This window comes from Streptomyces sp. NPDC059994, assembly GCF_042737755.1.
Classification (GTDB): domain Bacteria; phylum Actinomycetota; class Actinomycetes; order Streptomycetales; family Streptomycetaceae; genus Streptomyces.
On sequence record NZ_JBHWUR010000004.1, the window covers coordinates 92,527 to 105,077 of the forward strand.

Sequence of the window (12,551 nt, forward strand, 5' to 3'; positions counted from 1 at the left end):
GTGCCCGAGATCGCCGTGACCGGGCTGGGGGTCACCACGGCCGTCGGCCAGGGCAAGGCCGCCTTCGCCGAGGCACTGTTCGCCGGGGCGCACCGGTTCGCCGTCATGGAGCGGCCCGGCCGCCAGGCCGGTACGCGGTTCGTCGGCGCGGAGATCCCCACCTTCGCGCCGACCAACCGGCTGGCCGCACGCGAGCTGCGGACCGTCTCCCTCACCGGCCAGGTCCTGCTGGCCACCCTGGAGGAGGCCTGGACCGAGGCGCGCCTCGACGAGGTCCCCGCCGAGCGCATCGGCCTGGTCGTCGGCGGCAACAACCTCCAGCAGCGTGAGCTCACCCTCGCCCAGGACCGCCACCGCGCCAAACCCCGCTTCCTGCGGCCCAGTTACGGAATGTCCTTCCTGGACACCGATCTGTGCGGGCTCGCCACGGCGGCCTTCGGTATCCGCGGCTTCGCCCACACCGTGGGCGGGGCCTCGGCCAGCGGCCAGCTGGCGGTCATCGAGGCGGCCGAGGCGGTGGCGTCCGGCCGGGTCGACGTGTGCGTGGCGGTGGGTGCCCTGATGGACCTCTCGTACTGGGAGTACCTGGGCCTGCACGCCATGGGCGCGATGGCGCCGGAGTCCTGCGCCGAGGCGCCGGAGCTGGCCTGCCGTCCGTTCGACTCGGGCCGGGGCGGCTTCGTCTTCGGCGAGGCGTGCGGCGCGCTGGTCGTCGAGCGCGTCGGCGCCCGTCCGGCGCCCGCCGAGCCGTACGCGGCGCTGACCGGCTGGTCGGTCCAGCTGGACGGCAACCGCAACCCGAACCCGTCGCTTCAGGGCGAGGTGCGGGCGATCGGGCAGGCCCTGGAGCGGGCCGGGCTGACGGCCGTCGACATCGACTACGTCAACCCGCACGGCACGGCCTCACCGGTCGGCGACCGCACCGAGGCCGACGCCCTGCTGGCCGCCGGGCTCACCCGCGCCCGGGTCAACGCCACCAAGTCGATCACCGGGCACGGACTCACCGCGGCCGGGGCGGTGGAGGCGGTCGCCGCGCTGCTCCAGATGCGGCACGGCAGGCTGCACCCCACCCGCAATCTGGTGGAGCCCATCGACGACCGGCTGCGCTGGGTGCGCGGCGAGGCCGTCGAGGCCGAGATCGGCCACTGCCTGAGCCTGAGCATGGGATTCGGCGGCATCAACACGGCACTTTGCATGAGCAAGTGCGAATCACGGAGAGCGTAAGGTCATGTCCCGCGTCGGTATCGAAGCGATGAACGTGTTTGGCGGCTCGGCGGTGCTGGACGTCAAGGCACTGGCGCAGCACCGGGGGCTCGACCTCCCGCGCCTGGAGAACCTCCTGATGAGGGAGAAGACCGTGGCGCTGCCCTTCGAGGACCCGGTGACCTTCGGCGCCAACGCCGCCCGGCCGCTCCTCGACCGGCTCAGCGCCGAGGAGAAGGACAGCATCGAGCTGCTGATCACCTGTACCGAGTCGGGCATCGACTTCTCCAAGTCGACCAGCACCTACCTCCACGACCAGTTGGGCCTGAGCCGCAACTGCCGGATGTTCGAGCTCAAGCAGGCCTGCTACGCGGGCACCGCCGGGTTCCAGATGGCCTGCAACTTCATCCTGTCGCAGACGTCGCCGGGCGCGAAGGCGCTGGTCATCGCCACCGACATCTCCCGCTACCTCCTTGAGGACGGCGACGAGGCGGCCGCCCAGGAGTGGGCGTACGCCGAGCCCAGCGGCGGTGCGGGCGCGGTCGCCATGCTGATCAGCGACACCCCGCACGTATTCCAGCTCGACGTGGGCGCCAGCGGCTACTACGGCTACGAGGTCATGGACACCTGCCGTCCGGCCCCCGACAGCGAGTCCGGCGACGTCGACCTGTCCCTCATGTCGTACCTGGACTGCTGCGAGCAGTCCTACCGGGCGTACGAGAAGAAGGTGGCGGGCGCCGACTACCGCGACTCCTTCCAGTACCTCGCCTTCCACACGCCCTTCGGCGGCATGGTCAAGGGCGCCCACCGCACGATGATGCGCAAAGTCGCCAAGGCGAAGGGCGCCGAGATCGCCGAGGACTTCGAGCGCCGGGTGATGCCGGGCCTGGAGTACTGCGGCCGCGTCGGCAACATCATGGGCGCGACCGTCTTCCTGTCGCTGGCGAGCACCGTCTGCAACGGCGGTTTCGACGCGCCCCGGCGCCTGGGCTGCTTCTCCTACGGGTCGGGCTGCTGCTCCGAGTTCTACAGCGGCGTGGTCACCCCGGACGGGGCCGCCCGGCTGAAGGAGATGGCCATCGATGCCCATCTGGACGGCCGCTACCGGCTCTCCCTGGACGAGTACGACCGGCTGCTGAGCGACCGCGACTTCATCCGCTTCGGCACCCGCGACACGGCCGTCAACCAGGACCTCGTCGCCGCGACCGGCAACGGCAGCGGGCCCCGGCTCGTCCTGCGGGAGATCAAGAACTACCACCGGGAGTACGCATGGGTGGGCTGACAGACGGACCGGCCCCCACCACGCTGCGGCTGCGCGAACAGGGCACCACCTGGTATGTGCGGATCCACCGGCCCGAGGCCGACAACGCGCTCAACGAGACCCTGGTGCGCGAGCTCACCGAGGTCCTGACCCGCGCCTCGCGCTCGTCCGCCACCGTGGTGGTGCTCGAAGGGCTGCCCGAAGTGTTCTGCTTCGGCGCCGACTTCGGGGCGATCGGCGCGGCGGTCCGGGAAGGCGGGCGCACGGCGGCCGACCCCGAGCCGCTGTTCGACCTGTTCCGCCTCCTCGCGTACGGCGACTTCCTCTCGGTCGCGCACGTGCGCGGCAAGGCGAACGCCGGCGGGGTCGGCCTGGTGGCCGCCAGCGATGTGGTGATCGCCGACGACAGCGCCACGTTCAGCCTCTCCGAGCTGCTCTTCGGCCTGATACCGGCCGTGGTGCTCCCGTTCCTGATCCGCCGCACCGGCTTCCAGCACGCCCACTACCTCGCCGCCACGACCCGCACCGCCGACGCGGCGCGAGCCTGCGAGTGGGGGCTCGTCGACGCGTACGGGCCGGACAGCGAGGCGCTGCTGCGCACCCACCTCCAGCGGCTGGGGCGGCTGTCGAAGAAGGCGGTCACGCGGTACAAGGCGTATCTGCGCGAGCTGTCGCCGGTGACCGAGCACGCCAAGAGCGCGGCGCTGGCCACCAACCGCCTGGTCTTCGAGGACCCGGAGAACGTCCGGGCCATCCAGCGGTACGCGGAGGAGGGCGTGTTCCCGTGGGAGGCGGCCCCGGCCGAGCCCGTCGGCACGACACCCCAGTCCCTCGAAACCCCCCGACCCACCGAGGCCCCCATGCAATTCACCGTGCCCCCCGAGGCACTCGGGAACGCGCGGTTCCGCGAGGCGCACGGCGTCCGGTACGCCTACGCGGCGGGTGCGATGTACAAGGGCATCGCCTCGGTCGAGCTGGTCACCGCGATGGGCCGGGCCGGGCTGCTCTCCTTCTTCGGCACCGGCGGCCTCGGCCTGGACACGATCGACGACGCCCTCACCCGGATCCGCAGGGAGCTCGACCAGGGCCAGGCGTTCGGTGTGAACCTGCTGAGCAACCCGCAGGAGCCCGACCTGGAGATGCGCACCGTGGAGCTGTATCTGCGCCACGGTGTCCGCACGGTCGAGGCGTCCGCCTACATCCGCCCCACGCTGCCCCTGGTGCGCTACCGGCTCGCCGGACTCTCGCGCGACGCGGCCGGAAACGTGGTCCAGGACCACCACATCGTCGCCAAGGTGTCCCGCGCCGAGGTCGCCGAGCGGTTCCTGCGGCCCGCGCCGCCCGAGCTCGTACGGGAGTTGGCCGAGCGCGGCCTGGTCACCGCCGAACAGGCGGAGCTGGGCGCGGGGCTGCCGCTCGCCCAGGACCTGTGCGTCGAGGCCGACTCGGCGGGCCACACCGACGGCGGCAACGCCTATGTGCTGATGCCCGCCATGCGCGCGCTGCGCGACCGGATCGGCGAGGAGGAGAGGTACCCGGAGCCGGTGCGCCTGGGGGCGGCCGGCGGCATCGGCACCCCGGAGGCGGCGCTCGCCGCGTACACCCTGGGCGCCGACTTCATCGTGACCGGGTCCATCAACCAGTGCACCGTCGAGGCGGGCACCAGCGACGCCGTCAAGGACATCCTCCAGGAACTCGGCGTCCACGACACCGACTACGCGCCCGCCGGGGACATGTTCGAGGTCGGCGCGAGGGTCCAGGCAGTGCGCAAGGGGCTGTTCTTCCCGGCGCGCGCCCAGAAGCTGTACGAGCTGTATCTGCGCCACGACTCGCTCGACGACCTGGACGCACGGACGCGCACCACGCTGGAGGAGAAGTTCTTCCGGCGCTCTATCGACGAGGTGTGGGCGCAGACCCGGGCCCATGTTGCCCAACGCTTCCCGGAGCGGCTCGCGGAGATCGAGCGCAGCCCCAAGCAGAAGATGGCGCTCGTCTTCCGCTGGTACTTCGTCCACTCCACCCGCCTCGCCATGGCGGGCAGTGCTGAGCAGCGGGTCGACTACCAGATCCACTGCGGTCCGGCCATGGGCGCGTTCAACGCCTGGGTACGGGACACCCCGTTGGAGAAGTGGCGCGAGCGCCGGGTGGCCGCCGTCGCGGAGCACCTGATGCGGGAAACAGCGGCCCTGCTGGGCCAACAGCTCGGAACGTACGGGAGTTACTCATGAAATCGGTCTACGTCTTCCCCGGCCAGGGCTCGCAGCACAAGGGCATGGGCGAGGGGCTCTTCGAGAAGTTCCCGGAGCTGGTGGCGCAGGCCGACGCGTGCCTGGGCTACTCCGTCGAGGAGCTCTGCCTGCGCGACCCCGACAAGGTGCTGGCCAGGACCGAGTACACCCAGCCCGCGCTGTACGTGGTCAACGCCCTCACCTATCTGGACCGTACGGCGGGCGGCGAGCTGCCCGACGTGGTGGCAGGGCACAGCCTGGGGGAGTACTGCGCGCTGTTCGCGGCCGGTGCCTTCGACTTCCTCACCGGGCTCCAACTGGTGCGCAGGCGCGGCGAGCTGATGAGCCGGGCGCCCAAGGGCGCGATGGCGGCGGTCGTCCGCCTGGACCAGCGGCGGGTCGACGAGATCCTCAAGGGCCTGCCGTTCCGCAATCTCGACATCGCCAACATCAACTCGCGCGAGCAGTGCATCGTCTCCGGCGAGTACGACGAGGTGTTCGCCCCCGAGCTGCGCACCGCCTTCACCGACGCCGGGGCCGCCTTCATCCCGCTGAACGTGAGCGCGGCCTTCCACTCGCGCTGCATGACGGAGGTGGAGGAGGAGTTCGCCCGCTACCTCGCCGGGTTCGAGCTGCGGGAGCTGACGATCCCGGTCGTCGCGAACTGCACGGCCCGCCTCTACCCGAAGCAGGGGTACGCGGAGTATCTGACGCGCCAGATATCCAGCCCCGTGAAGTGGTACGAGTCCATCTCCTGGCTGATCGGCCAGGGGCACCGCACCTTCCACGAGATCGGCCCCGGCCGGGTCCTGGCCAAGCTGACCGACCAGATCCTCAAGGACCCGCTGCCGCTGCCCGAGGAGCCCCCGGCACCCGCGGTGAGCGCCCGGCCGCGCACCGAGGTGGTGTTCATGTACGGCGGCCAGGGCACCCAGTACCACCAGATGGGCCGGGAGCTCTACGACACCCACCCGGCGTTCCGCCGCGCCCTGGACCGCTGCAGCGCGGCCCACCGGGCGGCGGGCGGCGCCTCCCTGGTGGAAGCGATCTATGACGACGCGCGCAAGGGCAAGGAGTACGACTCCGTCCTCACCACACACGCGGCGCTCTACAGCATCGGCTACAGCCTCACCGAGACCCTGCGCGAGGAGGGCGTGCGGCCCGACGCGGTCCTCGGCCACAGCCTGGGGGAGTACATCGCGGCCACCGTCGCCGGGTCCATGGACTTCGAGGACGGGCTGCGGCTGGTGATGCGCCAGGCCCGGCTGCTCGCGGAGCGCGGCGACGGCGGCATGCTGAGCGTGCTTGCCGCACCCTCGCTCTTCGCGGACCGGCCCGACCTGTTCGACGCGGTAACCCTTGCCGGGGTCAACTACGACGGCAACTTCCTGGTGAGCGGCGCGGCGGACCGGCTCGCGGAGCTGCGGGCCGGGCTCGACCGGGAGGGCGTGATCGCCGTGCGCCTCCCGGTCCGCCAGGCCTTCCACTCCCCGCACCTGGACGCCATCCGCCCGGCCGTCATGGACGCGGCCCGGACGGTCCCGCTGCGCTCCGCACGCCTGCCGCTGTACTCCGCCACGCACGCGGCGACCGTGGACCCGGGCGCTCCGGAGCACCTGGAGCGCTATCTGTGGGACGTGATCCGTGAGCGCATCCGGTTCGACGAGCTGATGGCGTCGGCCTTCCCGGAGCCCGAGCGCCACTTCTTCGTCGACCTGAGCGCAAGCGGTTCGTTCGCCAACTTCCTCAAGCACGGCTACGGCCCGTCCCACCGGGGAGCGCCCGCGATCAACCAGTTCGGCAACAACACGGCCTCCCTGCGCAGGCTCCGCGAGGCGCTGCCCCAGGAGTGAGCCGGTGGGCGGCCGCCGCCGTGCGGTGCAGGTGGACGCTCAGGCGCAGGGTGGCCAGGTCGAGCAGCGGCGTGGCCACCGACAGGGCGCGAGAGCGTGCCACCCAGGTCGCAACCGCGCCAAGCCGCGGGCCAGGGTGGCGCGCCAACGCGCCAGCACGCCCGCGTGGCGGCCCGGTGGCGCGACCGGCTGCACAAGCCTCTCCACCGATCTGATCCGCGACGACCAAGCGGCCTACGTGGAAGACCTGGCGGTCAGGGGCCTGGCCCGTACCCGCCTGGCGAAGTCCGTGCACGATGCGGGCTGGTCGCCGTTTGTCGTGATGCTGGAGCAAGGCCGTCAGGCACGGCGGGTACTTCGCCAGGATCGGCCGGTTCGAGCCGACCTCCCGGGAGTGCAAAACGGGTTCGGGGCGGTGGTCAGGTGCTGAGGAGGCGGTCGAAGAAGGATCGGTATTGGCGTAGGGCCAGGCGCAGGTCCTCGGTGGCGGCCTCTTCGCCTCGATGCCATTGGCTTTCGAGTCCCTGCTTGTGGTCGGCGAACGTGGTGGCGAGCAGCTGCATGACCTCGGCGACGAGCCCGTCTGCCGCGAGCACCGACTGCTTCGGGTCATCGACGAAGCCCTGCTGGATTTCCTGCCATCGGGTACGGAGCCCTTCTGCCTCCTGGGCCCCGAGAAGCGGGGCGGTATCGGGCTTCTGCTTGGACTCGTCCCGTTCGCCCGCTGCCGCGTCCGGTTCGTTCCCGGCCTCGTCAGTGATTCTGGTCCGGGGTTCTGTCCCCTCGTCGTCGGGGGCCGCCGTCAGGTCGTCGTCCGTCTGGGGCCGGGCGATGTCCTCGGTGGACAGCGTCTCTCTGGCGGGCTCGGCGTACTCGTCGTCGCGCCCGTATGGTCCTTCTCTCTGCATGTCCCTTCACCTCCGTGCGGGGCCGAACGGCCGCTTGCGGTTGGCGGGCGCTCAGCGGCGTTCTTCATCCGGCGAATCGGTGTCGTCGTGCAGCAGTTCCTCGAAGAGCGCCCGGTAGTGGACCATCGCGCTCCGGAGTTCTTCCGTCGTGGTGTCCCTGCTGCCGGCCCGCCCGTTGACCTCATGGGCGATGCGGTAGTGGTCCAGGGTCCGGGAGTGTTCGACCGAGAGGTCCCGCTTCTGCTGCTCGAAATTCTCGGTCGGGTAGCCGCGCTCGCTCATGAGCGTGGTCACGAGCCGGTCCGCCTCACCCACGGCCTGGTCGGGACTGTCGACGAAGTGCTCCTGCACGCTGGCCCAGTCCCGGGCGTACCGGTCGCGGACCGTGGAGGGCAGAGGCCTGATCTCCATCGATTCATGCCGCTCCTCCCTCTCCTTGAGGTCGCGCTCGGCCGCTCCACGGCTTTGCTCCGCCTCGACGGCGCGCTCGTATTCGGGACCGAACTGCTCCCGAAGGTGCCGGCGCCGGGTCATGGTCCGCATGGTCAACGCGACGGCGGCCAGGACCACCACGGCGACCACGATGATGACGATGGTCCACATCGGATCCTCCACTCCTTGGCAGCGCACACAGCGGCCAGAGCTGGGGCGTACCAGCGCTACCGCCGCGGGCCGTCGTCCCTGCTGGTGCCACATTCCAGAATTTCACAGATTGCCGGAAATGTGCTAGCGCCGATCGCGGCGATCAGCAGGAGGGAGAAGAAGGCCATGGTGCGATGCCCGGGTTCGCGGGTGCGCGTGCCCCGGGCGCGGCAGGAGGTCGTGACGGCCGTGCTGTACGCGTCCTCGGCGTCGGGTCGTGCGAGAACGGGTTGGTCCCGCACTGGCTCGGGGACGGCTACCAGTAGTGCCGACGACCGCCCACCTTGTGCCCGACGGATCCCAGGATCCACAGGATGATGCCGATGACGACCAGGATGATGCCGATGGTCCACAGGATGGCGAGGCTGGCCACGTAGCCGATGACCAGCAGAATGATTCCGAGGATGATCATGATGTACGCCGATCTCACGGAGTGATGAAAGACCCCTGTCCCTAGATTAGGCCCGCTCCCTGGCGGTGGCTTCCCGGAAATCGCGGTTCTACCGTGGAGGGGACAGAGCGCAGACCTCCGGAGCACGTCATGTTCGTCATCCTCGGACTCGTCCTTCTGATCGCCGCCCTGGTCGTAGGCGTGTCCGGCGTCGTTACCAACGACGGCGCCGCCCACGAGCTCACCGGCGGATTCTCCGTATTCGGCTACGACGTCACCGGCTCCACCGGCACCCTCTTCCTCTACGGCATCGTCGTCGGCGCCGTGGCCCTGCTCGGGCTGAGCCTCCTCCTGGCCGGTGCCCGCCGGACCTCTCACCGCGGCCACGACGGGCGGCCTGGACTCAATGAGTCGCGCCGCGGCACGGCCGCCGGTGACACGGGCCGCGACGACGCCGTGGACCAGCGCGGCATCGCCCGCCCGCAGACGACGGGCGATGCCGGGGCCGACGCGCCCTATGAAGATCAGCATCCCGACCCGGACGGTGAGCGCCGGAGGGGGCCGCACCCGTTCAACCACCGATCGCAGCCCCGGTAGGCCGGCGGCCGCGCACGTACGGATCGCTGGCCAGCCAACCACAGGGGGATGCCCGTGGCGCCACATCCCCCGCAGATGATTCACGAAGGGCGGCGACCCGTGAGTTCGGCAGGAAGATCGCGCACAAGGCCGAAGCTGTCCAGGGCGGCGCCAAGAACACCGTGGTCCCTGTGGGGATCTCGTACGGGCCCAGGACCGGGTCCTCGATCGTCTCGCGTGCGCCGTATGGGCCTGGCGGGAACAGGCGCGTCGACTCCTTGAGCACCGTGTCCAGATACGTGAGGCGCCGCAGGTCGCCGAAATCGGGCGCGGCGCGCCTGCCGAGCACCTGGGCCACCCCGACGCGGTCGGCGACATCGGCCTGCCCGGCCCACTGGTCCGCGAGCTCTGGCGCCAGCTCCGTGAAGCGTGTGAAGTGCCGCTCGTGGGCCGGGCGTCCGGCGAGCACCGACAGCAGCCCTGGCAGGGCCGCAGGCTGTTGTGTCTGCGGCCCCGCTCGGAGTGCTGGGGTCAGGACGGGTCGCCGTACTGGAGGCCGCGTCCGTTGGTGCCGACATAGACGCGCCCGTAGGTGTCGGGGTCGCCGGTGATGACGCCGACGCCGCCGATACTGCCCCACTGGTGGGCGTCGTCGTTGACGCGGACCCAGGTGGCGCCCTTGTCGGTGGAGCGGAAGACGCCGGTGACGTCCTTGACGGTGCCGATCAGGTACAGGGCCTGGTAGTCGGCGCCCGGCGCGGCCTTGCCGAAGCCGAGGGCGGAGGCGGACTCCACCGTTTTGAGCGTGGTGAAGGTGCGGCCGCCGTCGGTGGAGTGCAGCAGCCCCTTGCCGCTGCCGGAGATCCACAGGTCTCCGGCGATGCCGGGGACGGCCGTGAGCCGGCCGGCGGGCAGGTTGGTGGCGCGGGCGGTGAAGTTCGCGCCGCCGTCGGTGCTGGCGTAGAGCGTTCCGCCGGCCAGTGAGTAGAAGGTCTTGGCCGAGGAGCGGTCGGCGACGACCACGGCGCCGGTGCCCAGGCCGCTGACCTTCGACCAGCTCGCCCCCTTGTCGGTCGAGCGGTACGGGGCCTGATCGGCTTGGGTCCAGACGATGGCGGAGCCGTCCGCCGCGAGCGCGACCTGGCCGCTGTCGGCGCTGTCCACCGGCTCTGTCCTGAAGGGGTTCCAGCTGCTGCCGCCGTCGGTGGAGTAGGCGCCGTCCTTCGCACCGCCACGGCCGACGCGGACCATCGCCGAGGGGTTGGACTGGGCGAAATCGATGTCGGTGCTGGTGATCATCATCGGGTTCTGCAGCCGCCCGGCGGGCACCTTCGTCAGGGAGTCGTAGCGGAAACCGCCCAAATCGCCCATGGAGGTGATGACGGTGGCGCCGCCGGGCGGGGCGATCGCGTCCATCAGCGAGGTCTCCTCCAGCCCTCGGGCCCCCACGATCCAGTGGCTGGTGCCGCCGTTGTCGGTGGCGCCCGCGTCCTTGCTGCGCCAGATGCCGCTGCCGGTGCCGTACAGCACGTGCCCGGAGTTGAAGGGGTCGATGGCCAGGGCGGTCATCCAGTGCCCGATGCCGGTACCGACGTAAGGCGCGCCGGAGGCGTCCCGCTCCGATTTCGCGGCCTGTGCCTTCCAGGTCGTGCCGCCGTCGGTGCTCCGGTACAGCTCGTCCTGGGGCCACCAGCGGTGGAGGGTGGTGACCATCACCGTGGACGGCTTCTGCGGGTCGACGGCCAGACCGGAGAACCCGTAGTTGCCCTGGGACGGGGAGATGTTCTTCCACGCCCCGCCGGCCGGCGTGTACTTCCACACCGAACCCGCCGTCGCGTCGCCGATGGAGTTGGCGTACGTCAGGTACAGCGAGCCGTCACCGGAGACCACGCCGTGCTGCGGCATCTGGCCGGTGGGCTGACCGGAGACGGCCTGCCAGGTGCTGCCGCCGTCGGTGGAGCGGTACAGGGAGGTGGACTTGTCGGCGACGCCGACATAGACCGTCCTGCTGCCGGCCGGGCCGTACGTCACGAAGGCGATGCCCGCGCCGCTGCTCGCCCCGTCCTTGACGGGGAACGAGGAGACCTGACTCCATGTCACGCCGTGGTCGGTGCTGCGCCACAGGCCGTTCTTGCGGGTGCCCAGCAGCAGAGTGCCGTTGTCCGCGGGGTTGACCACCAGCCGCTCGCCCGCCCCGCGGCCGTGTTCGTTGGCGCCCAGCTTGAATGGCAGAGCGGTGCGCTTGAAGGTGCGGCCCCGGTCCGTGGAGCGCAGGAGCTCGGCGTTGCCGGCCCAGTCGTTGGTGTAGGTGCCCGCCGCGGCGTAGAAACGGTTGGGGTCGACGGGGTCGGTGGCCAGCGAATCGATGCCCAGCAGGTTCCAGTCCTTCTCGCCGGCCCAGTCGGTGAGCGGGATCCACTGCTCGGCCGCGGCGTCCCAGCGGTAGGCGCCGCCCATGTCGGTGCGCGCGTACAGCAGACCCTTCTCGCGCGGGTTGAACACCAGCCCGTCGACGTAACCGCCGCCCACCACCTGGGCGTTGTTCCACACATACGATCCGGCCGCGGCCGCCTGGATCCCGGCCGATTTCACCAGCCGCCACTGCTGGTTGGCACTGCCCTTGCCGTGATGCTGGATGACTGCCGCGCCGGCGGCCGTGGAGCCCCCGGAGACGTCCAGGACCCGGCCGCTCCTGCGGGAGGTGAAGGTGACGACGTCGGAACCGCTCACCTCGTCGATTCGCCACTCCTGGGAGGTGGAGGAGCTGTCGGTCTGCTGCTCAGCGGCGGCGCTCTCGGCGGTTGAATCGCCCTTAATGCCCAGCACTTTGCCGCTGTTGCGGTTCACCAGCTCGTAGTAGCCGTCCTCGGTGGGCCTCAGTCTCCACTGCTGATTGGCGGTGTTCTGGTCGGTCCACTGCTGGATACGGGTGCCGTCGGCGGTGGAGAAGCCGTTGACGTCCAGCACCTTGCCGCTGTGCACGGAAACCAGCCGGTAGTAGGCATTGCCGTCGACCGTCGCGGCCTGCGAGTCCTCCTGCACGAGCAGGAGATACGGCACGACGAGGGCGGGCGCGCCGAGCAGGAGACCGGTCGCGGTCCAGCGACGGCGGTGAAGCCCGCGACGCCGGCCGTTCGTGGGGTTCTTCATGGGGGAGGTGTCTCCTTGCATGCTGTTCACCAGACAAAAGGCGGACCCAGGCTCCGGAATGGCCGGATCCAACTCCTTGTGGTCACAGGCTCCGTAAAAGGTTGCCTTGAGCCGGAATCTCTTTTCAGGCCACCTCGTGGTGCGGTGGGCGTTGGTCAGCGTCTGGGTGACGCTGGCACTCTTGGTGTCGACCACCTCGGCCCGGAGAGACGCCGAGCGGGGCGTCCTGGGCTGGTCCGGCGTCACCGACCGAACTGAGCGCGGTCATGTTCGGCTTCAAGTGCGTGGCCGACGAGTAACGGCCGACCGTCGTGCTGCCGTCGGCACAGCGGATCAAGG

General features: G+C 70.5%; 10 protein-coding genes. 5 read left to right on the forward strand and 5 right to left on the reverse strand.

Going from position 1 to position 12,551, the window contains the following annotated elements; genetic code table 11:
- From ACFWA7_RS03675 to fabD, 4 genes are read left to right on the forward strand one after another with little or no spacing between them, the layout of a single operon-like run.
- Entirely contained in the window at nucleotides 1-1,224 is a 1,224-nt protein-coding gene (locus ACFWA7_RS03675) for a beta-ketoacyl synthase N-terminal-like domain-containing protein (RefSeq protein ID WP_385533624.1), read from the forward strand.
- A gap of 4 nt (nucleotides 1,225-1,228) precedes the next feature.
- Complete coding sequence (locus tag ACFWA7_RS03680; protein ID WP_385820652.1) at nucleotides 1,229-2,485, forward strand: hydroxymethylglutaryl-CoA synthase family protein; 1,257 nt, start codon at nucleotides 1,229-1,231, stop codon at nucleotides 2,483-2,485.
- On the forward strand, nucleotides 2,473-4,692 hold the full coding sequence (locus ACFWA7_RS03685) for an enoyl-CoA hydratase/isomerase (RefSeq protein WP_385820654.1): 2,220 nt from the start codon (nucleotides 2,473-2,475) through the stop codon (nucleotides 4,690-4,692). The genes ACFWA7_RS03680 and ACFWA7_RS03685 overlap by 13 nt, the downstream gene beginning before the upstream one ends.
- The gene (gene fabD, locus ACFWA7_RS03690; protein ID WP_385820656.1) at nucleotides 4,689-6,545 is read left to right on the forward strand and encodes an ACP S-malonyltransferase; all 1,857 of its coding nucleotides are present in this window, start codon (nucleotides 4,689-4,691) and stop codon (nucleotides 6,543-6,545) included. Before ACFWA7_RS03685 ends, fabD begins: the two co-directional genes overlap by 4 nt.
- Before the next feature lie 419 nt (nucleotides 6,546-6,964).
- On the opposite strand, the gene ACFWA7_RS03695 is transcribed toward fabD, so the two are convergent.
- From ACFWA7_RS03695 to ACFWA7_RS03705, 3 genes are all read right to left on the reverse strand, one after another.
- Nucleotides 6,965-7,453 carry a hypothetical protein gene (locus ACFWA7_RS03695; protein WP_385820658.1) on the reverse strand — a complete coding sequence of 163 codons (489 nt, stop codon included), beginning with the start codon at nucleotides 7,451-7,453 and terminating at the stop codon, nucleotides 6,965-6,967.
- Nucleotides 7,454-7,504: 51 nt separating this feature from the next.
- Nucleotides 7,505-8,056, reverse strand: a complete 552-nt coding sequence (locus ACFWA7_RS03700) for a hypothetical protein (RefSeq protein ID WP_385820660.1) — start codon at nucleotides 8,054-8,056, stop codon at nucleotides 7,505-7,507.
- Between the two features lie 295 nt (nucleotides 8,057-8,351).
- On the reverse strand, nucleotides 8,352-8,507 hold the full coding sequence (locus tag ACFWA7_RS03705) for a DUF6131 family protein (protein ID WP_385533922.1): 156 nt from the start codon (nucleotides 8,505-8,507) through the stop codon (nucleotides 8,352-8,354).
- 129 nt (nucleotides 8,508-8,636) lie between these two features.
- On the opposite strand from ACFWA7_RS03705, the gene ACFWA7_RS03710 reads away from it, so the two are divergent.
- A complete protein-coding gene (locus ACFWA7_RS03710; protein ID WP_385533640.1) occupies nucleotides 8,637-9,083 on the forward strand; it encodes a hypothetical protein in 447 nt (148 codons plus the stop codon).
- Here ACFWA7_RS03710 and ACFWA7_RS03715 read toward each other — a convergent pair.
- Together ACFWA7_RS03715 and ACFWA7_RS03720 are read right to left on the reverse strand one after the other, a co-directional pair.
- Nucleotides 9,058-9,531: a cytochrome P450 gene (locus tag ACFWA7_RS03715; RefSeq protein ID WP_385820662.1), complete on the reverse strand. Its 474-nt coding sequence runs from the start codon at nucleotides 9,529-9,531 to the stop codon at nucleotides 9,058-9,060. The two genes, ACFWA7_RS03710 and ACFWA7_RS03715, sit on opposite strands and share 26 nt — an antisense overlap.
- Nucleotides 9,532-9,593: 62 nt before the next feature.
- Complete coding sequence (locus tag ACFWA7_RS03720) at nucleotides 9,594-12,212, reverse strand: RICIN domain-containing protein (RefSeq protein ID WP_385820664.1); 2,619 nt, start codon at nucleotides 12,210-12,212, stop codon at nucleotides 9,594-9,596.
- Between the last annotated feature and the right edge of the window lie 339 nt (nucleotides 12,213-12,551).